Source organism: Kitasatospora cinereorecta, from assembly GCF_024172095.1.
Lineage (GTDB): Bacteria > Actinomycetota > Actinomycetes > Streptomycetales > Streptomycetaceae > Kitasatospora > Kitasatospora cinereorecta.
This window is the reverse complement of record NZ_JAMZDX010000001.1, coordinates 1,063,316-1,087,234: the sequence shown is the minus strand read 5'-3', so window position 1 is coordinate 1,087,234 and position 23,919 is coordinate 1,063,316. Positions and strand designations below refer to the sequence as shown.

The following is a 23,919-nucleotide window of genomic DNA, read 5'->3' as shown; positions in this document are numbered from 1 at the left end:
CGGCACGCCCGCCATCCGCCGTCCCCGCCGGCCCCACTGGCCTCGCCGGCCTCTGCCGGCCCCGTCAGTCCCCGTACCGGTACGGGTCCTCCCGGTAGCCCACCCGCAGGCAGGCCGCTCCGCGGTCCTGCGCCACCGGCCGGTCGTGCAGGATCTGCCGGGCCCGGCTCTCCGCGAGGCTGGTCGCGTACCAGGGGCTCTGCTGGTCCGCGAGCGACGCGGCGATCAGCTGGAGGCTGCAGGTGCGGTAGTCGCCGGGCAGCCGGTCGAGCGCGGGGACGGCGTCCGCGGACAGCCCGCGGAGGTAGCCGATGTCCAGCGTGTGCGACTGCTCGAAGCGGGCCACGTTCTGCTCGGCGACCATCGCGTCCGGCCGGATCAGCCCGAACACGGCCAGCGCCAGCGCCCCGCTCAGCACCACCGCGCGCGGCAGCCAGCTACGGGCGGCCAGCACTCCCCCGGCCAGCACCAGCAGGAACACCACGCCCAGCCAGATCTCCATGGCCGCGACCGCCAGCCGCTGCTGGCTCAGCCCGAAGGCGTCCAGGTAGAGGCTCATCCGCACCAGCGCGGTGGCCACCACGACCAGGGTGAGCACGCACAGCAGACCCAGCATGATCTTCACCAGCCGGCGGTCGCCGTCATTGCTCCGCGGCGCCCAGAACTTGGCGAACGCCACCACGACCAGGGTCAGCACCGCGACCCAGAGCAGCTGCCAGAAGCCCTGCCGGGCGTACTCGGCGGGGGTCATTCCGGTCCGGCGCATGATCGCGCCGTAGCCGCCGATCAGCACCACCAGCTGCACCAGCACGAAGCCGCCGAACAGCAGGTTCATCGCCACCAGCGGGATGGCCCACTCCAGGCGGCCGCGCTCGCGGCCGGCCGGCACCTCCAGCCGGTCCCAGCGGCGCGGGGCGGCGGCGGTGTGGGCGGCGGCGAGCGCCAGCCCGGTCCCGACGACGAAGTAGACCACCCGCACCGGGAAGTCGCCGAGGTCCATCGAGGGGATCAGGCTCTCCAGCAGGTCCGCCACGGTCGAGTCGGCACCGGCGAACAGCGAACCGAAGAGGATCAGCAGGACGGCCGCGAGGCCGACCGCCTTCGCGACCGGCACCACCTTGCCGCGGGCTGGGAAGTGCTGCGAGCGCAGGGCCCGGACCGCCCAGGCGGCGCCGGGGACCAGGTGCGCCCAGAGGCCGACTGTGCCGAGCAGTACGCCGGCCCAGCGGCGGCCGCCGTGCAGCGTGAGCGAGGCGATGCCGACCGAGGCGATCAGCGCGAGGGCGGTCTCCCAGCCGCCGTCGCTGACCGCCGGGACGGCGGTGAGGGCCAGCGCGGACGCGGCGAAGGCCAGCGTCCAGGGCCGGGCGCGCCGCCCGGTGGCCACCGCCACCAGCGCCGCGGCCGCGGCGGCGCCCAGCGCGCACAGCAGCAGGTTGACGCCCACGCCGTCGCCGTAGAGGGCGGCGGACAGCAGTCCGGCGCCGGCCGCCGCCGCGACCACCCGCAGCCGGGGCTCCTCGGCCGGCCGCGCCCGGGTCAGCTTGGACCAGGCGGCCTCCGGCGGCGGCTGCGGCGGCCGCCACTGGTACGGGTTGGCCCCCGCAGGCCCCGCAACCCCTGCAGCCCCCGCAACCCCCGCAGGCGCCTTGACCCCACCGGCCCCGGCAGACCCCGCGGACGACGGCCCCGACGGTACGGACGGACTCGACATGAAACCCCCTCAGAACTCGAACGCCCGTGACTCTAGGGGGCCGAGCACGCTTCTGAACAGGTTCAAAATGCTGCCGGGGCGGCTTGGTCACAGAGTTGTGACACAAGCCGCCCCGGCGACCGGGCCGAACGGCAGCGCTAGTACGAGCCGTAGAGCGAGTAGACCAGCGAGTCCTTCACCGCCGGACCGAAGCTGGTCGGCCAGGTCCCGAACGGCACCCCGGTGTTGCTGTAGGCACCCGAACCGGACGCCCCCGCACCGTAGTTCATGTTGTTCACCGCGGTGCTGGTGCCGTTGCTGTTGTAGACCAGCCAGTACGTGGTGTTGGCCGCCAGCGTGACGTTGACCGGCACCGAGTTCCACGCGTTGGCGGTCAGCGTGCCGCTCGCGGTGGAGGCCACCAGGTTGCCGGGCGAGCCCGCGCTGTCGGAGTAGACCGCCAGCTGGAACTGGTTGTTGGGCGCCGCGCTGACCGAGCCGACGTGCACGCTGAGCGAGGTCAGCGGCACCGCGGCGGCCCCGGTGGTGATCTTCGACCCATTGAGGTGGTTGGAGTCGGTGTCGTCGATCAGGGTGCCGACCGCGGTGTTGCCGATGGTCTTCGGCGGTGCCCCTCCGGTGGTGAAGGCGATCGCGTACGGCGCCGCCAGGGCGTTGCCCGCGCTGTCCTTCACCCCCGCCACGGTGGCGGTGTAGCCGGTCGTCAGGGCGAGTGGGGAGCTCGGGGTGAAGACCGCCGTGCTGGTCGCCGAGTCGTAGGACACCGCGCCCGCCACCGGGGTGGAGCCGCTGGTGGTCTTCAGCGTCACCGTCGAGGAGGTGACGGTGGACGGGTTGAGCGGCTCGCTGAAGGAGAACCGCACGGTGGAGCCGATCGCCACCCCGGTCGCCCCGCCCGTCGGCGAACTGCCGGTCACGGTGGGCGGGGTGGTGTCCTGGCCGTAACTGGCGGTGTACGAGCCGACGGTGCCGTCGAAGAAGGCGTACGCGACGCCGTGGATGGTCTCGATCCGGTAGTTGACCGCCTGCCCGCCGCGGCTGATGCCGGCCAGGGTGCCGGCCGCCGAGTTGACCGGGACCATCGCGCGAAGCCCGTTGGCTCCGCCGGTGATGTCGAAGGTCAGCGCGTTGCCGGCCCAGGCCATCTTGGAGAAGGCGGAGCCGTTGCGGCCGTCGAGCCAGGTCAGCATCTGCCGGCCGGAGACCACCGGGACGCCGTGGGCCTTGGCGGCCGAGATGACCGCGTCCGAGGCGGTGGAGGCCGCGTAGTCGGTGTGGATGTTGGCGGTCAGCGCCGCGTAGTAGCCCTGGCTGCCGTAGGCCGCGTCGAGCAGGGTGTTGATGGTGTTCGGGTAGGACTGGCCGGACTCGTCGGTCAGCTGGGTGGTCGCCTGGTACTCGTCGATCACCGTGCCGTCGCTGTCGGCGAACTTCATGATCTCACCGGTGCCGTTGAAGTAGCCGGGCCGGTCCTGCACGAAGGAGGACGGGTAGTAGTAGTAGTCCGCGTCCAGCCGGATCCCGTTGGCCAGCTTGGTCTTGGCCTGGGTCGCCCAGTCGTCCCACTCGACGCAGTGGGTGCGGCTGCTGGACGGCGCCGGCAGCGAGCCGTACTTGGCGGCCCAGGCGGACAGCTGGGTGGTGTAGGTGTTCTGCAGGTCGGCCGGGGTGCCCCAGGGCTTGCAGCCGGTGGTGACGTGGACGCCGACCTCGAAGCCCTGGTCGGTGTACGCCTTGGCCTGGGCGTCGGTCATCGGGTCGTCGGTGTAGATGTACGAGGATCCGCGGATGCACTCCCAGTTGGCCACGTTGCAGCCGGCCGGGGACTGCGCGATGTAGCCGTCCCATCGGCCGGTGGTGCCGCCGATGCCGTGGTCGTCACCGGTCATGACGACCACCGCCTTGACGTCCCGCGGGTAGTACCAGAACCGCGGCAGCGGCTTCTTGGCGGCGTCCATCGTGGTGATCAGGTTGGCCAGCAGCCGCTGCTGCTCGTCGGCGATCGGGATGAGGGCCTTGTCGAGGTTGTTCCAGTTCGGCTGCCCGTTGGTGCCGAAGAACATCTCGCTGGCCTCGTAGCCGTCGGTCGAGTCGCGCTGCTGCCCGGCCCAGGCGATGTTGCCCTGGCGGGTCTGCACCACCGACTTGGCGAGGTCGAAGGTGAAGGCGGCGGCCCGTCCGCTGCCGACGGTGCGCAGGGTGACCGCAGGGTTGGCGGTGGCGGTGGCGGCGTCGCCGTACAGGGTCGCCACGGCGGTCGCGCCGCCCAGGGTGTACCGGTCCGCGGTGCCGTGGAAGCCCATGGTGTCGCCGGTCAGCCCGGCGCCGGGGGCGGCCGAGGTGTCGATTTTCAGGTAGGCGTCGGTGAGCGTCCCGGTGGTGGCGGTGAGGCCGAGCAGCGGGGCGAGTTGCTTGTCCGGCCGCATGGCGATCAGTCGGCCGCCGGCATTGGTCCAGTCGCTGAACATCGTGGTCTGGGCGGCGGTCAGCGGCAGCTCGCCGAGCAGTACCACGTCGTACGCGGCGAGGGTGGTGCCGGTGACCGCGGAGAGGTCGGCGACCTTGTAGTAGTTGAGGCCCTCGGCCTTGAGGATCTCGCTGTAGTACCGGGTGTAGGGGTTGGCCGGGTCGCCGACCAGCAGGATCGGCCCCTCGGTGCCGGGCCCGGCGCCGGGCGGCGGGGTGCCGCTGCCGTCGGGGGTGTAGGTGGCGTAGATCGAGTAGTTCAGCGAGCCGGTGGAGACCGCGCCGAAGCTGCTCGGCCAGGTTCCGTAGGCCGTGCCGCCGGTGGAGTAGCCGCTGGTGCCCCCGCTCGCGTACTTGAGGTTGTTGACGGTGGCGCCGTTGCCGTTGGAGTTGTAGGCCAGCCAGTACGGGGTGTTGGGCGCGAGGGTCGCGGTGAGCGGGACGGTGTTCCAGCTGTCGGCGGTCAGGGTGCCGGCGCCGCTGGAGGAGACCAGGGAGCCGGGCCTGCCCGCGCTGTCGGTGTAGATCGCCACCTGGTACTGGTTGTTGGGCGCGGGCGCCACCGCGCCCACGTACACGCTCATGCTGGTGACCGTGCCGCCGGCGGCGCCGGTGACGTAGCGCGAGGCGTTGAGGTAGTTGGAGTCGCCCGAGTCGGTGGCCGCGCCCACCGTGTTGGTGCCGAGCACCGCGGTGGCCGCGTGGGCCGGGGTGCTCGCCACCGTCGCGGACGCCGCCGCGAACAGGGCCACCAGCACGCCCGCGAGCCGTCTTCTGAATTGCACGCCAACCCCCCAAGGTCGGATAACCGCATCAGCGGCGGAATTACCGCTACCGGTGTACCGGCTCGGAGGTGAACGCGTCCCCGAAATCACCACATTCGTGACTATCCCTTGACGGAACCCGCGAGCAGACCCCGGACGAAGTAGCGCTGCAGGGCGAAGAAGACGGCCAGCGGGACGATCAGCGACAGGAAGGCGCCGGCCGTCAGCAGCTCCCAGCGCTGGCCGGTGGAGCCGGCCATCTGGGCGAGCCGGGCGGTCATCGGGGCGACCTCGGGGGTGCCGCCGGCGAAGGTGAGGGCGACCAGCAGGTCGTTCCACACCCAGAGGAACTGGAAGATGGCGAAGGAGGCGAGCGCCGGGGCGCACAGCGGCAGCACGATCGATCGGAAGATCTTGAAGTGCGAGGCGCCGTCCACGATCGCGGCCTCCATCAGGTCCCGCGGCAGCTGGGCGATGAAGTTGTGCAGCAGGAAGATCGCCAGCGGCAGCGCGAACATGGTGTGCGCCAGCCAGACCGGGGCGTACGTGCCCTTGAGGTCCAGCGCCGGAATGATCTCCACCGAGCCGATGTGCGCGCCGCCGGAGAACAGCTGGAGCAGCGGGATCAGCGCCATCTGCAGCGGCACCACCTGCAGTGCGAAGATCACGAAGAACACCGTGTCGCTGCCACGGAACCTCACCCAGGCCAGCGCGTACGCCGCCATCGCGGCCAGCACCAGCGGGAAGACGGTGGCGGGCACGCTGATCGCCAGCGAGTTGACCAGGAAGGGCAGCAGTCCGGCGCTGTTGCCGAAGCCGCCCTCGAACAGCACCGCGTGGTAGTTGCCGAGCCCGAGGTCCGGGTGGACGAACGCCTCCCACCAGCCGCTGCTCGCCACGTCCTCCTTGGGCCGCAGCGAGGTGACCAGCAGCCCCAGGGTGGGGATGGTCCACAGCACGGTCACCGCGATCACCAGGGCCGAGGCGATCGGACTGCTGAAGGACTTCCGGACCGCCTTCGCCGTAGTCACCGGCGCCACGGCGACCGGCGCCTCGCTCTCCCGTACGTCGCTCATCGGACCGCACGCTCCTTGCGCAGCTGGAGGATGTTGTAGGCCACCAGCGGCATCACCGCCAGGAAGAGGATCACGGCGAGCGCGCTGCCGCGGCCGTAGTTGGACTGCACGAAGGACTGCGAGTACATCTCGTTGGCCAGCACCTGGGTGCCGAAGTTGCCGCCGGTCATGGTGCGGACGATGTCGAACGCCTTCAGGGTGGTGATCATGACGGTGGTCAGCACCACCACCACCGTGGTGCGGATCATCGGCACGGTGACCGAGCGGAACAGCCGGAAGCCGCTGGCCCCGTCCAGCCGGGCCGCCTCGGTGATCTCGTCCGGGATGGCCTTGATCGCCGCCGAGAGCACCACCATCGCGAAGCCGGTCTGCACCCAGACCATGACCACCATCAGCAGGAAGGTGTTGAGCGGCTGGGAGAGGATCCAGTTCGGCGGGTGGTGCCAGCCGAGGCCGATCGCCAGCCGGCTGAGCAGGCCGACCTGCGGCTGGGACGGGTCGCGGGCCTCGTAGACGAACTTCCAGATGATCGAGGCGCCGACCAGGGAGATCGCCATCGGCATGAAGAGCAGCGCCTTGTAGACCGCCTGGCCCTTCATCCGGTCGACCAGCAGCGCCAGCACCAGGCCGAGTCCGGTGGCCACCAGCGGGGCGACCAGCAGCCAGAGCAGGGTGGTGAGCAGCACGTCCTGGATGTTGGAGGTGGTCAGCGCCCAGCCGTAGTTCCGCCCGCCGACGAAGCGGGTGGAGTCGTCGTTGTGCAGGCTCAGGAAGACGGTGCGGACCAGTGGCACCACCAGGCCGACGACCAGCAGCAGGACCGCCGGTCCGAGCATCACGGCGATGGCCAGCGGGCGGGTGAAGCGGCCGCCGGCCCGGCCGGCGGCGAAGAAGACGGCCAGCAGGATGCCGAGGAATCCCGCGATGGCGCCGGCGCTGTTGCCGAACTTGATCGCCGCGTCCGTCCACGCCGAGTCGGCCAGCTGGAGGTCGGTGGGCATGCGGAGGGTCCTTCCTCAGGGCGCGGGGAGGGGCAGCGCGGGCGGGTGGACCCGCGCTGCCCGGTGACGGCCGGCTACTGCGGCCAGGCCGCGTCGATGTCGGCCGCCACCTTCGGGATGGCCTGTCCCTCGGCGAACCAGGCGGTGAGCGCCTTCCACTCGGCGCCGGAGCCGACCGCGGCCGGCATCAGGTCCGAGCCGTCGAAGCGGAAGGTGGCCGCCGGGTCGGTGAGCGCCTCGGCCGAGAGCTTGTCGATCGGGTCGGTGTACAGGCTCTTGTCGACGCCCTGGTTGGCGGAGACCCAGCCCTGGGAGACCTTCACCCGGCTGCTCGCCCACTCCGAGCTGGAGAGGTAGTTCTGCACGGCCTGGACCTCGGGCCGGTCGGCGAAGGCAGCCAGGAACTCGCCGCCGCCCTCGACCGGGTTGGAGACCTGCGGGTTCACCGCGGGCAGGTGGAAGGCGAAGATGTCGCCGTCCGGTCCGATGTTCGTGCCCTTGGGCCACTGCGCCCGGTAGAAGGACGCCTGCTGGAGCATGGCGCACTTGCCGCTGAGGATCGGGGTGCCGGCGTCCTGGAAGGTGGTGGTGGCGATCGACTTCACGTCGCCGAAGCCGCCGTTGACCCAGGCCGGGTTCTGCATCCAGTCGGCCACCGTCTTCATCGCGGTGGTGATCTTCTCGTCGCCGAACTTGACCTTGTGGCCGACCCACTGGTCGTAGACGTCGCCGCCGTACGAGCCGAGCACGACCTCCTCCAGCCAGTCGGTGGCCGGCCAGCCGGTCGCGGTGCCGGAGCCGATGCCGCCGCACCAGGGCTTGGCCGCCCCGGCCTTGGCCATCCGGTCGCTGAGCGCCATCAGGTCGGCCCAGGTCTTGGGCACCTCGTAGCCGGCCGCCTTGAAGGCCTTGGGCGAGTACCAGACCAGCGACTTCATGTTGGCGCTCATCGGCGCGGCGTAGAAGGTGCCGTTGACCGAGCCGTAGGTCTTCCACACCGGCGACCACTTGGACTCGTTGTCCACGGTCTGCTGCGGCGGCTTGACCACCTTGCCGGTCTTGACCATCTGGGCGAGCAGTCCGGGCTGCGGGATGATCGCGAAGTCGGGGGCGTTGCCACCGCTGACTCTGACCGGGAGCTGCGACTCGAAGTCGTTGGAGCCCTCGTAGACGATCTTGATTCCCGTACAGGAACTGAACTCGGACCAGGACTTCTCCAGGGAGTCCGACTCCGGCGAGAGGATCGAGGCGTACATCGTCACCTTGGTCCCGGAGTGCCCGGCGTACGCCTGGTACTTCGCACAGTCACCGGTGAGCGCGGCGGCCGACGATCCGGAGCCGCCCGATCCGGAACTGTTGGAACAAGCGGCCGTCAACGCCAGGGCGAGTACGGCCGAACCTGCGAGCAGTCGGCGGCGTCCAGGGGTCACGGGGGTGGTCAATGCGGTCCTCCTTGCCAGGGCATGCGGATATGCCAGCAGTAAGACGAACGACACTGCGCTGTACCGGTGAGCTTCGAGTTGTACCCAGCCATCGCTGGCTTGAAGACGTTAACCCACCGGTTACCCCACGCCAAGGCGCTCGTTCGACCTTCATCGGCAAGCGCCCCAGTTGTGACCGGGCCGTGCTACAGGCGCACCGGCAGCCCGCTCAGGCTGTTGACGACCGCGGAAGGATTGGGCCGCAGCTGCTCCTGAGGGACGGCCAGCGACAGGTCCGGGAAGCGCTCGAACAGCGCGGGCAGCGCGATCCCCGCCTCCAGCCGGGCCAGCGGCGATCCCGGGCAGACGTGCGGGCCGTGGCCGAAGGACAGGTGCCGGGCCGCCCGGCGGGTGATGTCGAAGACCTCCGCCGTGATCCCGTGCTGCACCGGGTCCCGGCCGATCGCGTTGTACGAGATCAGCACCGGGTCGCCCGCGGGCACCACCACCGGGCCGACCTCGATGTCCTCGGTGGCGAACCGGAACAGGAAGTTGCTGGTCGGCGGGGTCCAGCGGAGCGACTCCTCTACCACGGCCGACCACGGGACCTCACCGGACCGGGCGAGGGCCAGCTGGTCCGGATGGGTGAGCAGGGCCCGCACCGCGTTGGTGATCAGGTTGACGGTGGTCTCGTGCCCGGCCGCGATGATCACCCGCAGGGTGGCCGAGGCCTCCGCGTCGCTCAGCGCGCCGCCCTCGACGTCGGCCGCCAGCAGGGCGCTGGTCAGGTCGTCGCCGGGCTCGGCCCGGCGCCGGGCGACCAGGTCGGCGACGAAGGCGTTCAGCGCGGCGATCGTCGCCTGGATGTCGGTCTTCACGCTGCTGAAGAACCGCTCGTACAGCTCGCGGATGTAGGCGTGGTCGTGCTCCGGCACCCCCAGCAGCCAGCCGATCACCGACATCGGCAGCGGGAAGGCGAAGACCGTCTTCAGGTCGGCCACCGGGCCCGCCGCGGCCAGCGCGTCGAGCAGCTCGGCGGTGATCTCCTCCACCTTGGGTCGCATCAGCTCCACCCGGCGCGGGGTGAAGGCCTGGGCGACGATCGCCCGCAGCCGCCGGTGCTCGGCCCCGTCGGTGGTCACCATCGAGGGGCCGGGCACCGCGAGCCCGATCAGCGGCCAGTCCGCAGGCACCTCGCCGCGCCGGAAGGCCGCCCAGTGCTGGGCGTTCTTCACCAGCCGGGCGTCGGTGAGCAGCTCCCGGGCCTCGGCGTGGTGGGTGACCGCCCAGCCGCGCACGCCCATCAGATCCACCGGCACCACGGCCCCGGCGGCGCGCAGGGCGGCGCCCTCGGCGGCGTTGTCCCGGGCCAGCGGGTCCATCACGAACGGGACGGTCATCTCAAAGCTCCTGGTCCATCGGGTCGGGCGGTCCTCCCGTGCGGGGGCTACGGGTCAGTCGGCCACGTAGCCCGGGGTGAAGGCCACCGGCAGCGCCACCAGCGCCCGCACCCAGGCGGAGGGGCGCCACACCAGCGCGCTCTCGGTGGCCGCCAGGCGGAGGTCCGGCAGCCGGTCGAGCAGCACCTCGATCGCCGTGTTGGCGATCACCTCGGCCGCCTCCCGGGCCGGGTAGGGGCAGCTGTGGTCTCCGTACGAGAAGCTGAGGTAGGCGCGGTTGTTCTCGGCCGGGCGGCCGCTCTCCTGGCGGACCGTCGGGTCGGCGTTGGCCCCGGCGAAGCCGAGCAGCACCATGTCGCCGGCGGCGATCCGCTGGCCGCCGAGCTGGACGTCCCGGGTGGCCCAGCGGCCGGCGAAGATCTGGGTCGGGGTGTCCTCCCAGAGCGCCTCGCCGAGCGCCTGCCCGATCGAGCGCCGCCCGCCGGTCAGCGAGGCGGCGAAGCGCTGGTCGGTCAGCATCAGCCGCAGCGCGTTGGCGATCCAGTACGCGCAGGGCTGGTGACCGGCGATCAGCAGCACCCGCAGGTCGCGCATGACCTCCTCGTCGCTGAGCCCTGCCTCGTGCGCCAGCAGCCGGGAGGTGACGTCCGGGCCGGGGTCGACGCGCTTGCGGTGCACCAGCCTCAGCATCACGTCCAGCAGTTGCTGGGCGCCGGACTGGGCGTCCGCGCCGCCGTCCAGCATCGCCACCAGGCCGCGGATCAGCACCGGGGCCTCGTCCTCGTCCAGCCCGAGGATCCGGCAGAGCACCAGCAGCGGCATCCGGTGGGCGTACTCGGCGACCAGCTCGGCCTCGCCCCTGCCGGCGAACTCGTCGATCAGCCGGTCGGCGATCTCCTCGCTGAACTTCTTCAGCTCGTACGGGTCGATGCCGGCCAGCGCCTCGGTGATCGCGGCGGAGCGGCGCTGGTGCTCGGCCCCCTCGGCGTAGAGGATCGACGGCACCGGGGCCATCATCGGCTTCAGCGGCCAGTCGGCGGGGATGTCCGGCCACTGGTTCCAGCGGGTCGAGTCCCGGCCGAACACCTTGGGCTGGCTGGTGACCAGCTGCAGCTCGCGGTAGCCGATCACCAGCCAGGCGGGTACGCCGCCGGCCAGCTCCACCGGCGCCACCGGGCCGTGCTGCTGGCGCAGTTCCTGGTAGAGGGCGCCGGGGTCGGTCTGGAACCGCGGGCCGTACAGCGGCGCCGCGCCGGCGTGCGCCGGGCAGCCCGGCGGCGGGGTGGTCGCGGGCTCGGTCACTCGGTCACCTCGGGGAACGATTCGGCGGCCGCAGCGGCTTCGGCCAGGGACTGGATGTGACGGACGAGTTCGATCAGCACCTGCTTGCTGGACTCGCGGGCGCGCGCGTCGCAGTCCACCAGCGGTACGTGGTCGGGCAGGTCGAGCGCGGCCCGGACGTCGGCCAGGCTGTGGCCCGGCTCGGCGAAGTTGTTGCGGGCGACGACGAACGGCAGGCCGTGCTGCTCCAGCCGGTCGATCGCGTACCAGGACTCCTCCAGGCGGCGGGTGTCCACCAGCACCACCGCGCCCAGCGCCCCGCTGAACAGCCGGTCCCACAGGAACCAGAACCGCTCCTGGCCGGGCGCGCCGAACAGGTAGAGCACCGAGTGCTCGTCCAGGGTGATCCGGCCGAAGTCGAAGGCGACCGTGGTGGAGCGCTTGCCGCTCACCCCGGTGAGGTCGTCGACGTCCTCACCGGCCTTGGTCATCATCTCCTCGGTGTTGAGCGGGCGGATCTCGCTCACCGAGCCGACCAGGGTGGTCTTGCCGACGCCGAAGCCGCCCACTACGACGATCTTCAGACCGTTGTCGGCGGTGCGGCGCAGCGGGGCCCGGTGACCGGGGAGGACGGCGGTGTCAGAGCCGTTGGAGTCCATGGAGCACCTGCTTCAACGTGTCGAGGTCGGGCAGCCGGGCCTTGGTGGGGGCGAACCGGGGGTGGCGGGCGGTGATCCGGCTGGTCTCCAGCAGATCGCCGAGCAGGATCTTCACCACGCTGACCGGCAGCGCGAGGTCGGCGGCGATCTCGACCACCGCGGTCGGGGTGGCGCACAGCCCGAGGATCCGGGCGTGCTCGGACTGCATGCCCGCCACCGGTTCCTGCTCGGTGACGATCAGCGTGACCAGGTCGAAGGCGTGCTCCGGGGGGCGGCTGCGCCCCCGGGTCACGGTGTACAGCCGGTCCGGGGAGTCGTCCCACCCCGGCATCCCCCCGCCCGCCCTCACCCCACGGCCTCGATCTCGCGCGGCGCGGCAGAGAGGTACGTCCCGATCTGCTCGATCAGGCCGAGCATGTTGTGGCCGACCACGCCCACGTCCGCGTCGTCGTCGGTCACCACCGCGAGGTGCGCGCCCTCGCCGGCCGCCACGATGCACAGGATGCCGCCGTGGAACTCGGTCATCGACTGCCGGACGCCGCCGCTGCCGTCGCCGAACTCGATCGAGGCGCCGTGGGCCAGCGACTGCATCCCGGAGGCGATGGCGGCCAGTTGGTCGGCCTGGTCGGTGCCGAGGCCGGAGGTGTGGCAGAGCTTCAGGCCGTCCGCCGAGAGCACCAGGGCGTGGCGCGCCCCGGGCGTGCCGGCCAGCAGGTTCTCCAGGAGCCAGTCGAGATCGCGGTCCGTGCTGCTCATCAGGAATCGTCCTCCGGGAGAGCGTCTGTGGTCGTCGGCCCCTGCTGCAGGGCCTTGCGGAAGGCGCCGAACCGCGCGGCCGAGGCCGTGGACAGCGGCCGTACCGGCTGCGCCGCGGGCGCGGGCAGGGTGGTGGTCGGGAGGGTGGAGCCGCGGCGGCGCTGCGGCAGGCCGTTCTCGGTCCCGGCCGGCTCGGCGGGCCGTTCGGCCTCGGTGCGGCGCGGCTCGATGGCCGGGCGGGCGGCGGGGGCCGGCCGCTCGACCGGGGCCTCGGGGACGAGGGCGCGGGCCAGCGCCGGCGACGGGTGGGTGACCAGCTGCTCGGGGATCAGCACCACGACGCCGGTGCCGCCCCGGGCGGACGGCCGGAAGGAGATCGACAGGCCGTGCTTGCGGGCCAGCGAGCCGACCACGGCGAGGCCGAGGCGGGTGCCGGCGGAGAGCGTGCTGAGGTCCAGCGGCTTGCCGGAGACCGCCTGTTCGGCCTTGCGCAGCCAGCTCTCGCTCAGGCCCAGGCCGCCGTCCTCGACGGTGATCACCAGGCCGGAGTGGACCTCCTCCACGTACACGTGGACCTCGGCCGGCGGGGCGGAGAAGTTGGCCGCGTTGTCGAGGAGTTCGGCGAGGGTGTGCATCACGCCCTCGGCGGCGAAGCCGGCCACCGCCGCGGTCGACGCCGAGTGCAGCCGGACGCGCTGGTAGGCGCCGATCCGGCCGAGCGCGCCGCGCAGGATCGACTCCACCGGGATCGGCTTGGTCCAGCGGCGGCCGGAGCGGGCGCCGGTCAGCACGGCGATGGAGTCGGCCATCCGACCCACCTGGGCGGTGGAGTGGTCGAGGCTGAGCAGGTCGCCGAGGACGTCCTCGCCGTGCCGGTGCTGCATGTCGCGCAGTTCGGCGTGCATCGAGGTGGCCAGCGCCTGGACCCGGCCGGCCGCGGTGGCGCAGACCGCCAGGGCGGCGGCCCGCTGGCGCTCGCCGCGGCCGACCTCCTCGGCGACGGTGCGCAGCAGGCGGGCGTGGCCGAGGGCGCGGTACGGGGCGAGGGCGGTGTCCACCGAGGCGCCGGCCCGCAGACGCGTCACCACCTCGGGCAGGATCTCGCCCTGCAGCCGGCCGAGTTCGGCGCGCTCCTCGGCGGCGTTCTGGGCGGCGCCGCGCAGCGCGGCGGTCTCGTTCTGCAGCTCGGTCAGCTCGACGCGGGCGGCCTGCAGTTCGGCGCGGTCCCGGTCGGCCTCGACCTGGGCGGAGGCGAGCGCGGCGCGCAGCGCGGCGGCGGCGTTGTGGGTGGCGGCGAGGTCGGTGTGGAGCGCGGCCGCCTGGGCGCGTACCGCCGTCAGGTCGTGCTGGACGGTGCCCAGCTCGCGCTCGGCCCGCAGGGCCCGGCCGCCGAGCTTGGCGGCCAGCAGCACCAGCGCGCACCACAGGACGGCGGCGACGCCGGCGGTGGCCGCGACCGCGGCACGGTGGGCGGCGGCGGTGGAGGCGACCGCGAGGACGGCCGCGCCGAGGCCGGCGAGCACGCCCGCCGTGGACCACAGGGTGGTGCCGCTGTCCCGGCCGTTGTTCACCGCTCGGTCGGGGCGTGTTCGAGCTCTCATCACTCTGATCCTCGAGGCAGGCGTCAGCGGCGGACGGTCGACAGCGCGCGAACGCCCGGCGCGTGCGGTGGACTGCACACTCCGGGCGGTTGATCGGTACACGCGGTCAGCAGATCATAACCATTCACTCCTTGGACTCAACCGGCCAGTTGACGGTCAGTTGCGCACGCTGACGCTGCGCATCCGTACCGACCGGTAGTCAGGCGGCTCGTGCGAGTGCGGCCTCCACCTGGCGCTCCACGTCGGCGGGGTCCAGTCCGTGCTCCCGGATCACCCGGACCGCCAGCCCGTTGCCCTCGCGCAGCAGCCCCAGCAGCAGGTGGCCGATCTCGATCCGTCGCTCGCCCCGGCCGGTGGCCGCCCGCAGGGAGAGCACCAGCACCTTCCTGGCCCGGTCGGTGAAGCGCGGGCCGCCCCATCGCTGGCGCCGGCCGTCCGACGGCGGCGCGTCCAGTGCGCCGGGACCGAACGTGGCCTCCACCGCCTCCCGGATCGCCCCGAGGTCCACGCCGATCGCCGCCAGGGCGGCGCCGTCCAGCTCGTCGCCCGGACCGCCGAGCAACCGGACCACCGCGCGCCGGCCGCTCTCCGCGTCCAGGCCTGCGCCGACCAGGACGGCGGCGGCCGGGTCCTGCGGCTGGTCCAGGACGCCGAGCAGCAGGTGCTCGGTGCCGATGTGGGAGTGCCGCAGCCGCTCGGCCTCCGCCCCGGCCGCCACGACCACCCGGCGGGCGCCGTCCGCAAACCGTTCGAACATCTCAGTCCCCCTCCTTCCCGAAGGTCCTCCGCGCGTACTTCTTGTGCACCGCCTGGCGGCTCACCCCCAGGCACACCGCGATCTCGTGCCAGGACCAGCCCCGGCTCCGCGCGTTGCCGACCTGCAACTCCTCCAGTCGGTCGGCCAAATCGCGCAGAGCCCGGACGGCCCTCAGTCCGATCGCGGGATCGCCACTGCTCGCGTCCGCCGCGAGCTGCCTCGTCTCGCTCATGATGTCAACCTACGTTGACACCAGGGGCGGCGTCAACCAAGGTTGACAAAAGAGAGCGCCGGGTTCACGCCCGTCCGGCCAGCGCCTGCTCGAAGGTGATCCGGCCCGCCGCCCGGTCGGGCACCAGGTGTCCGCCGGCTCGGTACGCGCGGTAGGTCGCCCCGGCAAGCGGCACCCGCACCACCGGGCGGCGCAGCCCGCGCGCGGCGAGGAAGCTGCGGGCGAGGTCGTCGAACGCGCGGACCTCGGGCCCGCCGAAGTCCGCCGCCCGCCCGGACGGACCGGCGGCCAGCAGTTCGGCCAGCCGCCCCGCGACGTCCCGGACGTCCACCGGCTGGAACCGCAGCCCGGCGGGCAGCAGCAGGACGGGCGGCCGGGACAGCGTGCCGAGAATCCGCAGCAGCAGGTCGTGGAACTGGGTCGCCCGCAGCACCGTCCAGCCCAGCCCGGACTCCTCCACCACCCGCTCGGCCGCGAGCTTGGTCCGGTAGTAGCCGAGCGGGACCCGGTCGACGCCGACGATCGACACATAGACCAGGTGCGCCACCCCGGCCCGTCCGGCGGCGGCCACCAGCCGCTGCGTCGCCTGCAGGTCGCGCCTGCCGTTGGTGGTCGCGCAGTGCACCACCGCGCCGACCCCGGCGACCGCCCCGTCCACCCCCCGGCCGGTGACCAGGTCGCCGACCGCCCAGCCGTGCTCGCCCGGGGTGTGCGCCGAACGGCTGAGTACGCGGACCGGCCGCCCCTGTGCCAGCAGCAGCTCCACCAGCGCCCGGCCGAGTGTGCCGGTGCCGCCCGTCACGAGTATCGGGTCCATCCCAACCCCCTCTCGGCGCGCACCTGCCACCAGCCTGCACCCGGCCGGGGCGGCGGACATCCCGAGCGTCAGGAGATTCCACCCCCGCGATCAAGGACTTCCGGGCCCTGCCCGACCGCACCACGCCGCTCCAAGGCCGACGGCCCGCCCACCGCTCGCGGTGGACGGGCCGTCGAGGCGATCGCCGGGCCGGGTCTCAGGGCCGGACCCGGGCCGCCAGTTCGTCCAGCGTCCGCCGCCAGGCGTCCGCCGCCGCCTTCTCGTCGAAGGTCTCGGGCCGCGCGTCGTTGAAGAAGCCGTGGCCGACCCCCTCGTACGTCACCTGCTCGTGCGCCACCCCGGCCGCGCGCAGCCGCTCCCCCACCCGGTGCCACTCGTCCAGCGGCATCACGAAGTCGTCGGCGCCGAAGAAGCCCAGCAGGAAGCCGGTGTGCTCGGCGATCCGCTCCGCCCGGGCGACCGGGGCGACCGGTTCGGCCAGCGGGATCCCGCCGTCCAGCAGCCAGCCCCCGTAGTAGCTCACCACCAGGTCGAACGGCAGCTCGCCCGCGCCGAGCACCGCGATGTGCCCGCCCAGGCTGAACCCGAGCATCCCGACCCCGCCGGTGCCCGCGCACTCCTCGGCCACCCGGCGGGCGGCCGTCAGGTCGGCCAGCACCTCCTCGCGGCGCAGCGCGGTCATCAGCCGGCGCCCCTCGGTGCGGCCCTCCTCGTCGTAGCCGAACCCGGCCCGCCGGGTGTCGCGCCAGTAGAAGTCCGGCGCGAGCGCCGCGTACCCCTCGCGCGCCAGCCGCCCGCAGATCTCCCGCAGGTGTCGGTTGACGCCGAAGAACTCCCCGGCCACCACCACCGCCCCGCGGGCCGCCTGTTCCGCAGGCGCCGCCAGGTAGGCCTCGGGCCCTCCACCGAGCCCGACCCACCGCGACTCGACCGCCACCTCTGCCACCGCTGTCCCTCCGTTCCGGTGTGTGCGCGAGGAGTGTAGCCCGCGCTGACTGGGCGTCAGTCGGCGCGCCCGGCCCCGGCGTTCGACCACCGCGCCGCGCCGGACGGAACGACGAAGGGGACCGGCCGCCGGCCGGTCCCCTTCATGCGGTCGAGCGATCAGCTGCAGCCGCTGGTCGAGCCGCAGCCCTCGCAGAGGTAGCAGCTGCCCGCGCGGCGCATCTTGGTGCCGCAGGAGAAGCAGAGCGGCGCGTCGGCGTTCAGCCCGAACTGGATCTCGGCCAGCTCGGTCGAGTTGTGCGCGGCGGCGGCCTTGGGCTTCTCGACCACCGGCAGCGGCACGGCGGTCACCGGGGCGGCCGGCCTGGCGTCGGCGGCGCGGGGTGCGGACTGGGCCAGGCCCTCGACGTCCACGTCCTCCTCGACCGGCTCGTACGACCCGGTCTCCAGGTGGCGCTGGCGCTCCTCGACGGAGTGGATGCCGAGCGCGGACCGGGTCTCGAACGGCAGGAAGTCCAGCGCCAGGCGGCGGAAGATGTAGTCGACGATCGACTGGGCCATCCGCAGGTCCGGGTCGTCGGTCAGACCGGCCGGCTCGAAGCGCATGTTGGTGAACTTCGAGACGTAGGTCTCCAGCGGCACGCCGTACTGGAGGCCGACCGAGACGGCGATGGAGAAGGCGTCCATCATGCCCGCGAGGGTCGAGCCCTGCTTGGACATCTTCAGGAAGACCTCGCCGAGGCCGTCGTCCGGGTAGGAGTTGGCGGTCATGTAGCCCTCGGCGCCACCGACCGTGAAGGAGGTGGTGATGCCCGGGCGGCCCTTGGGCAGGCGGCGACGGGTCGGGCGGTACTCGACGACCTTCTCGACCGCGGGGACGGCCGGGGCGGTCTTCTCCTCGGCCGCGGGGGTCTTGGTCTTGGCCGAGAGCGGCTGGCCGACCTTGCAGTTGTCGCGGTAGATGGCGAGCGCCTTGACGCCGAGCTTCCACGCCTCGAAGTAGATCTCCTCGACCTCTTCGACGGTGGCGTTCTCCGGCATGTTGACGGTCTTGGAGATGGCACCGGAGATCCACGGCTGGATCGCCGACATCATCCGCACGTGGCCCATCGGCGAGATGGAGCGCTCGCCCATCGCGCAGTCGAACACCTCGTAGTGCTCGGCCTTCAGGCCCGGCGCGTCGATCACGTTGCCGTTCTCGGCGATGTGGGCGACGACCGCCTCGACCTGCTCGGCCTGGTAGCCGAGGCGCTTCAGGGCGCGCGGCACGGTGCCGTTGACGATCTGCATCGAGCCGCCGCCGACCAGCTTCTTGAACTTGACCAGGGCGAGGTCGGGCTCGACGCCGGTGGTGTCGCAGTCCATCATCAGGCCGATGGTGCCGGTCGGGGCCAGCACCGACGCCTGCGCGTTGCGGAAGCCGTTCGCCGCGCCGATCCGGAGCACGTCGGCCCAGGTCTCGGTGGCGGCGGCCCACACCGGGGCGTCCAGGTCGTCCACCGCGACGGCGGCGGTGTTGGCGTCCGCGTGCTGCTGCATGACCCGCTGGTGGGCGGCGGCGTTGCGGGCGTAGCCGTCGTACGCGCCGACCACGCCGGCGAGTTCGGCGCCGCGGCGGTAGGCGGTGCCGGTCATCAGCGAGGTGATGGCGCCGGCCAGGGCGCGGCCGCCCTCGGAGTCGTACGCGTGGCCGGTGGCCATCAGCAGGGCGCCGAGGTTGGCGTAGCCGATGCCGAGCTGGCGGTAGGCGCGGGTGGTCTCGCCGATCTTCTCGGTCGGGAAGTCGGCGAAGCAGATGGAGATGTCCATCGCGGTGATGACCAGCTCGACGACCTTGGCGAAGGTCGTGGCGTCGAACGAGTCGTCGTCGCGCAGGAACTTCATCAGGTTGAGCGAGGCGAGGTTGCAGCTGGAGTTGTCCAGGTGCATGTACTCGGAGCAGGGGTTGGACGCGTTGATGCGGCCGGACTCCGGGCAGGTGTGCCAGTGGTTGATGGTCGAGTCGTACTGGATGCCGGGGTCGGCACAGGCCCAGGCGGCCTCGGCCATCTTGCGGAACAGCTTCTTGGCGTCGACGGTCTCGATGACCTCGCCGGTCATCCGGGCGCGCAGGCCGAACTCGGTGCCGTTCTCGACTGCGGTCATGAACTCGTCGGAGACGCGGACCGAGTTGTTGGCGTTCTGGTACTGGACGGAGGTGATGTCGTCGCCGCCCAGGTCCATGTCGAACCCGGCGTCGCGCAGGGCGCGGATCTTCTCCTCCTCCTTCACCTTGGTCTCGATGAAGGCCTCGACGTCCGGGTGGTCGACGTCGAGCACGACCATCTTGGCCGCCCGGCGGGTGGCGCCGCCGGACTTGATGGTGCCGGCCGAGGCGTCGGCGCCGCGCATGAAGGAGACCGGGCCGGAGGCGTTGCCGCCGGAGGACAGCAGCTCCTTGGAGGAGCGGATCCGGGAGAGGTTCAGGCCGGCGCCGGAGCCGCCCTTGAAGATCATGCCCTCTTCCTTGTACCAGTCGAGGATCGACTCCATGGAGTCGTCGACGGCCAGGATGAAGCAGGCGGAGACCTGCTGGGGCTGCTTGGTGCCGACGTTGAACCAGACCGGCGAGTTGAAGCTGAACACCTGGTGGAGGAGGGCGTGGGTCAGCTCGTGCTCGAAGATCTCGGCGTCGTCCGGGGAGGCGAAGTAGCCGTGCTTCTCACCGGCGGCGCGGTAGGTGAGCACCACGCGGTCGATGATCTGCTTGAGGCTCCACTCGCGCTGCGGGGTGCCGACCGCGCCGCGGAAGTACTTCGAGGTGACGATGTTGACCGCGTTCACCGACCAGAAGTCGGGGAACTCCACGCCGCGCTGCTCGAAGTTGATCGAGCCGTCGCGCCAGTTGGTCATGACGACGTCGCGCCGCTCCCAGCTGACCGCGTCGTACGGGTGGACGCCAGGGGTGGTGTAGATCCGCTCCAGCCGCAGGCCGCCCTTCGGGGCCTTGCCGGCGCCCTTGGTGCGGTCGGACTTCGATCCGCGGGCGGAACCGCTCGTCGTCTCTGTCACTGCGTTCTCCTCCTCCTGGGCAAACGCCCGGAGTGCCCCGAAAAATCCGGGCACCTACTGGTTCTCCTGCTGGTCTGCGGGCAGCCGGAAGCCCGGCCACCGTGCACAGGGTGTTGCGGTATCGACGCGCGCCGCGGGAACTAGTCCTGCTGGAGTACTAGGACGCGGCGGCGGGGGCCGGCATGCGGGCGCCGGCCTCCGGGGTGAGGGGCCGCTCGTCGCGGAGCTCCGCGATGGCGGCCTCGAAGTCTTCGAGGTTGTCGAAGGCGCGGTAGACGCTCGCGAACCGCAGGTACGCGACGACGTCCAGCTCCTTCAGGGGGCCGAGTATGGCCAACCCGACGTCGTGGGTCGAGAGCTCGGCGCTGCCGCTCGCGCGGACGCACTCCTCGACCCGCTGCCCGAGCTGCGCGAGGGCGTCCTCGGTGACCGGGCGGCCCTGACAGGCCTTGCGGACTCCGGAGATCACCTTCTCGCGCGAGAACGGCTCGGTGACGCCACTGCGCTTGATCACCATCAGCGTCGCGGTTTCGACCGTGGTGAATCGGCGGGAGCAGTCCGGGCACTGACGACGGCGCCGGATCGAGCTCCCGTCGTCGCTCGCGCGACTGTCCACGACGCGACTGTCCGGATGCCGGCAGAAGGGGCAGTGCACCTGGGACTCCCTCCCTGCGGCATGACGACGGACTCGGAACACTCTACCGGACCACTACCTGTAGTCCCGACCGAGGACAGTAGCCACTACATGTGGTGAGGGGGAGCCGACGCGCCGGAACGGGTCGAAATCCGTGGGGGGTGTGAAATAGACTGTTCGAGTCGAACATTCAATCGATGTACACCCGGAGCCTTGATCAAGTCAGCCAACCTCGAATAAATTCACTCGAACGTGTGTTTGGCGCAACCTTTCGATAGGTGCACCAGTTGAACCCGGCAAAGGAAGCTCACCTGTCGAATGAGAGCCGCCATGACCGCGATCAACACCGTCGAAGCCACGACCGCCATCCCGGTGCAGGAGCGTTCCGCGCGCACCACTGACCAGGAGAGCATGGACCAGACCATGACCCGAAGCCAGCCGATCGACGATGCCGACCTCGGCGCGCCCACCCCTGCCGTCGTCCGGGCCCTGCCCGGCCGCCCTCCGGGCATTCGCACCGACGAGGCCGGTCTGACGGAGCGGCAGCGCCGGGTCATCGAGGTCATCCGGGATTCCGTCCAGCGCCGCGGCTACCCCCCGTCCATGCGGGAGATCGGCCAGGCCGTCGGCCTGTCCTCGACTTCTTCGGTGGCGCACCAGCTGATGGCGCTGGAGCGCAAGGGCTTCCTGCGGCGCGACCCGCACCGCCCGCGCGCCTACGAGGTCCGCGGTGTCGAGGTCGCCCGCCCCAACACCGCCGAGACCGCCGGTCGGCCCTCCACCTCGTACGTGCCGCTGGTCGGCCGGATCGCGGCCGGTGGCCCGATCCTGGCCGAGCAGACCGTCGAGGACGTCTTCCCGCTCCCCCGTCAGCTGGTCGGCGAGGGCGAGCTCTTCGCGCTCACCGTCAAGGGCGACTCGATGATCGAGGCCGCCATCTGTGACGGCGACTGGGTGACCGTCCGCCGCCAGCCGGTCGCCGAGAACGGCGACATCGTCGCGGCGATGATCGACGGCGAGGCCACCGTCAAGCGCCTCAAGCGCGAGGACGGCAAGATCTGGCTGATGCCGCACAACCCGGCGTACGAGCCGATCCCGGGCGACAACGCGACCATCCTGGGCAAGGTCGTCGCGGTCCTCCGCCGTCTCTGAGAACAGGGCGCACCTTGAGGGGCGCGAGGAACTGCGCGCCCAGCCACCGCTCTACATGAGTGCATGGCTGGGCGCGCAGTTCCTCGCGCCCCTGTCAGTTCACCTCGCGCGGACCGGCGGAGCCGAGGCATCGATCGCCGCCAGCGACCGCCGGACCTGGTTCCGGTCCGTGGTGTACCAGAAGTTGGGCATCGAGGACCGGAAGAACCCGCCGTACCGCTTGGTCTCCACCCGGGGGTCGAGCACCGCGACGATCCCCTTGTCGTCCGCCGCCCGCACCAGCCGGCCCGCGCCCTGCGCCATCAGCAGCGCGGCGTGGGTCGCCGCCACCGCCATGAAGCCGTTGCCGCCGCGCTGCTCGACGTCCTTCTGCCGGGCGCTCATCAGCGGGTCGTCGGGACGGGGGAACGGGATGCGGTCCATCACCACCAGCTGGCAGGCGGAGCCGGGCACGTCCACGCCCTGCCAGAGCGAGAGCGTCCCGAACAGGCAGGTCGAGGCGTCCGAGGCGAACTCGCGGATCAGCTCGCCGAGGGTGTTCTCGCCCTGGAGCAGGATCCGGTTGTCCAGCCGCTCGCGGAGCGCCTCGGCGGCCGCCTGGGCGCCCCGCATCGAGGAGAACAGGCCCAGCGTCCGCCCGCCGGCCGCGCCGATCAGCTCGGCCAACTCGTCGAGCATGTCGGGCCGTTCCGGGTCGCGCCCGGGGTCGGCGAGGTGTTTGGCGACGTACAGGATGCCCTGCTTGGGGTAGCTGAACGGCGAGCCGACGTCGATGCCGCGCCAGTACGGCGGGGAGTCCTCGCCGAGGTCGAGCTCGGGCTCCGAGGCCGAGCGGACCTCGGGCAGCCGGCCCTCGCCGGGCAGGCCGAGCGAGGCGGCCACGCCGTTGAAGTCGCCGCCCAGCTTGAGGGTGGCGGAGGTGAGGACGACCGAGCGCTCCTTGTAGAGGTTCTCCCGCAGCAGGCCGGAGACGCTCAGCGGGGCGACCCGCAGCGAGGCGGTGCCCATACCGAACCGGTCGCTGCGCTCGATCCAGATGACGTCCCACTCCGACTCCGAGAGCAGCCGGTCCGCGGTCTCGTGCAGGCTCTCGGCGGAGGCCATCGCCTGCTTGCGCACCGCGTCCTCGTCGCTGAGCGCCTTGTCCCGGGTCTCGCCGAGCGAGGTGATCACCTGCCGGGAGGCGTCCCGGATGCCGGCGACCGCGTACGCCAGGTACTCGGGCAGCTCCTCGACCCGGCCGGCCTGCGCGGTCTCCATCAGACCGTGGAAGTTCTCGGCGGCGGCCTGGAGCGCGTCGACCGCCTTCTCGTTGGCGAGCTTGGCGGCGCGCCGGACCGCCCGGTTGACCGCGTTCACGGTGAGTTCGGCGGTGGCGGCGCCGGTCACCCGGTTCACCAGCTCGTGCGCCTCGTCGATGATCAGCAGGCCGTGGTCGGGGAGGACCGGGGCGCCCTCGATGGCGTCGATCGCCAGCATCGCGTGGTTGGTGACCACCACGTCGGCGAGCTTGGCCTTCTCCCTGGCCCGCTCTGCGAAGCACTCCTGCCCGTACGCGCAGCGGCTGGCGCCCAGGCACTCCTTGGAGGTGACCGCGAGCTGGGCCCAGGCCTTGTCGGAGACGCCGGGCGAGAGGTCGTCCCGGTCGCCGGTCTCGGTCTCCTCGGCCCACTCGCGCAGCCGCAGCACGTCCTGGCCGAGCTTGCCGGTCGGGCCGCCCATCACCTCGACCGGGTCGAACAGGCCCTCGCCCTCGTCGCTCGGGGTGCCCTCGTTGGCCCGGTGCAGGCACAGGTAGTTGGAGCGACCCTTGAGCATGGCGAACAGCGGGCGACGGCGCAGCACCGGATGCAGGGCGTCGACGGTGCGGGGCAGGTCCCGCTCGACCAGCTGGCGCTGCAGGGCGAGGGTGGCGGTGGCCACCACGACCCGGTCGCCGTGGGCGAGCGCGGGCACCAGGTAGGCCAGCGACTTTCCGGTGCCGGTGCCGGCCTGGACCAGCAGGTGCTCACCGGCGTCGACGGCGGCCGAGACCGCCTCGGCCATGGTGACCTGGCCGGGCCGCTCCACGCCGCCCACGGCGGTGACGGCGGCGTGCAGCAGCTCGGGGATGCGGGACGCCGGCACGGGGGCGGGCGCGTCGCCGTCCTCGTCCGGGGGCAGGGTTGCGGAGTCGTTCGTCATGGCCCTCC

19 protein-coding genes are annotated in these 23,919 nt (G+C 72.0%); 1 reads left to right on the top strand and 18 read right to left on the bottom strand.

Annotated elements, in window-relative coordinates:
• Window positions 1–64: 64 nt before the first annotated feature.
• From FHR36_RS39820 to nrdR, 17 genes are all read right to left on the bottom strand, one after another.
• Complete coding sequence (locus FHR36_RS39820; RefSeq protein WP_253794019.1) at window positions 65–1,504, bottom strand: DUF4153 domain-containing protein; 1,440 nt, start codon at window positions 1,502–1,504, stop codon at window positions 65–67.
• 347 nt (window positions 1,505–1,851) lie between these two features.
• Entirely contained in the window at window positions 1,852–4,965 is a 3,114-nt protein-coding gene (locus tag FHR36_RS39815; protein ID WP_253794017.1) for an Ig-like domain-containing protein, read from the bottom strand.
• Window positions 4,966–5,066: 101 nt separating this feature from the next.
• Window positions 5,067–6,020, bottom strand: coding sequence for a carbohydrate ABC transporter permease (locus FHR36_RS04860; RefSeq protein WP_253794015.1), 954 nt, complete (start codon window positions 6,018–6,020; stop codon window positions 5,067–5,069).
• Entirely contained in the window at window positions 6,017–7,021 is a 1,005-nt protein-coding gene (locus FHR36_RS04855; protein WP_253794013.1) for a carbohydrate ABC transporter permease, read from the bottom strand. Before FHR36_RS04855 ends, FHR36_RS04860 begins: the two co-directional genes overlap by 4 nt.
• A 74-nt stretch (window positions 7,022–7,095) precedes the next feature.
• Window positions 7,096–8,463, bottom strand: coding sequence for an ABC transporter substrate-binding protein (locus FHR36_RS04850; RefSeq protein WP_253794011.1), 1,368 nt, complete (start codon window positions 8,461–8,463; stop codon window positions 7,096–7,098).
• A 185-nt stretch (window positions 8,464–8,648) separates the two neighbouring features.
• The gene (locus FHR36_RS04845; protein WP_253794009.1) at window positions 8,649–9,842 is read right to left on the bottom strand and encodes a cytochrome P450 family protein; all 1,194 of its coding nucleotides are present in this window, start codon (window positions 9,840–9,842) and stop codon (window positions 8,649–8,651) included.
• Between the two features lie 54 nt (window positions 9,843–9,896).
• Window positions 9,897–11,144 (bottom strand): cytochrome P450, encoded by a 1,248-nt coding sequence (locus tag FHR36_RS04840; protein WP_253794008.1) that lies wholly within the window; start codon window positions 11,142–11,144, stop codon window positions 9,897–9,899.
• Window positions 11,141–11,782, bottom strand: a complete 642-nt coding sequence (locus FHR36_RS04835) for a GTP-binding protein (RefSeq protein ID WP_253794006.1) — start codon at window positions 11,780–11,782, stop codon at window positions 11,141–11,143. The genes FHR36_RS04840 and FHR36_RS04835 overlap by 4 nt, the downstream gene beginning before the upstream one ends.
• Window positions 11,763–12,113 (bottom strand): DUF742 domain-containing protein, encoded by a 351-nt coding sequence (locus FHR36_RS04830; protein WP_253794004.1) that lies wholly within the window; start codon window positions 12,111–12,113, stop codon window positions 11,763–11,765. The genes FHR36_RS04835 and FHR36_RS04830 overlap by 20 nt, the downstream gene beginning before the upstream one ends.
• A gap of 14 nt (window positions 12,114–12,127) precedes the next feature.
• A complete protein-coding gene (locus FHR36_RS04825; protein ID WP_253794002.1) occupies window positions 12,128–12,538 on the bottom strand; it encodes a roadblock/LC7 domain-containing protein in 411 nt (136 codons plus the stop codon).
• The gene (locus FHR36_RS04820) at window positions 12,538–14,139 is read right to left on the bottom strand and encodes a sensor histidine kinase (protein WP_253794000.1); all 1,602 of its coding nucleotides are present in this window, start codon (window positions 14,137–14,139) and stop codon (window positions 12,538–12,540) included. The genes FHR36_RS04825 and FHR36_RS04820 overlap by 1 nt, the downstream gene beginning before the upstream one ends.
• A 199-nt stretch (window positions 14,140–14,338) precedes the next feature.
• Complete coding sequence (locus FHR36_RS04815; RefSeq protein ID WP_253793998.1) at window positions 14,339–14,896, bottom strand: Clp protease N-terminal domain-containing protein; 558 nt, start codon at window positions 14,894–14,896, stop codon at window positions 14,339–14,341.
• A 1-nt stretch (window position 14,897) separates the two neighbouring features.
• Window positions 14,898–15,128 carry an RNA polymerase subunit sigma-70 gene (locus FHR36_RS04810; RefSeq protein WP_253793996.1) on the bottom strand — a complete coding sequence of 77 codons (231 nt, stop codon included), beginning with the start codon at window positions 15,126–15,128 and terminating at the stop codon, window positions 14,898–14,900.
• Between the two features lie 64 nt (window positions 15,129–15,192).
• Window positions 15,193–15,945 (bottom strand): SDR family oxidoreductase, encoded by a 753-nt coding sequence (locus FHR36_RS04805; RefSeq protein ID WP_253793994.1) that lies wholly within the window; start codon window positions 15,943–15,945, stop codon window positions 15,193–15,195.
• Window positions 15,946–16,141: 196 nt separating this feature from the next.
• Window positions 16,142–16,891, bottom strand: coding sequence for a dienelactone hydrolase family protein (locus FHR36_RS04800; RefSeq protein ID WP_253793992.1), 750 nt, complete (start codon window positions 16,889–16,891; stop codon window positions 16,142–16,144).
• 158 nt (window positions 16,892–17,049) lie between these two features.
• On the bottom strand, window positions 17,050–19,941 hold the full coding sequence (locus FHR36_RS04795) for a vitamin B12-dependent ribonucleotide reductase (RefSeq protein WP_253793990.1): 2,892 nt from the start codon (window positions 19,939–19,941) through the stop codon (window positions 17,050–17,052).
• 157 nt (window positions 19,942–20,098) lie between these two features.
• Entirely contained in the window at window positions 20,099–20,596 is a 498-nt protein-coding gene (nrdR, locus tag FHR36_RS04790; protein ID WP_253793988.1) for a transcriptional regulator NrdR, read from the bottom strand.
• Between the two features lie 402 nt (window positions 20,597–20,998).
• Here nrdR and lexA point away from each other — a divergent pair, with 402 nt between their 5' ends.
• Window positions 20,999–21,727, top strand: coding sequence for a transcriptional repressor LexA (gene lexA, locus FHR36_RS04785; RefSeq protein WP_253794748.1), 729 nt, complete (start codon window positions 20,999–21,001; stop codon window positions 21,725–21,727).
• A gap of 99 nt (window positions 21,728–21,826) precedes the next feature.
• On the opposite strand, the gene FHR36_RS04780 is transcribed toward lexA, so the two are convergent.
• Window positions 21,827–23,911 carry an ATP-dependent DNA helicase gene (locus FHR36_RS04780; protein ID WP_253793986.1) on the bottom strand — a complete coding sequence of 695 codons (2,085 nt, stop codon included), beginning with the start codon at window positions 23,909–23,911 and terminating at the stop codon, window positions 21,827–21,829.
• Between the last annotated feature and the right edge of the window lie 8 nt (window positions 23,912–23,919).